We start from the raw sequence: 237 nt of genomic DNA on the forward strand, positions 1-237 counted from the left end.
GCCGAGGCTAGCGAAACCGCTTTCGCGACCGATGCGTTTGACGATCGAGCGGCCGGGGGTAGGCGGAATCGCCAGGGTGATTGCCTCCAGGCCGCGATCGGTGCGGGTACCCGTGGCATAGAAGTTGTAGAAATACAGGCTCTGCTTGCGCAACGCATCCAGGTTGGGTGTGAGGTTGCGGCCATCGCCATTGCTGCCCATGTATTTGGCGCTGAAGCTTTCGATGGTTACCAGCAC

At 60.3% G+C, this 237-nt stretch carries 1 protein-coding gene; it reads right to left on the reverse strand.

All coding sequences use genetic code 11. The features are described 5' to 3' along the window. Positions 1-237 (reverse strand): sulfatase-like hydrolase/transferase (locus SB816_RS34875; protein WP_410548609.1); only part of this gene is annotated, 237 nt, incomplete at both ends.

Origin of the sequence: Achromobacter sp. SIMBA_011 (assembly GCF_046535435.1) — a bacterium.
GTDB lineage: Bacteria > Pseudomonadota > Gammaproteobacteria > Burkholderiales > Burkholderiaceae_B > Achromobacter > Achromobacter dolens.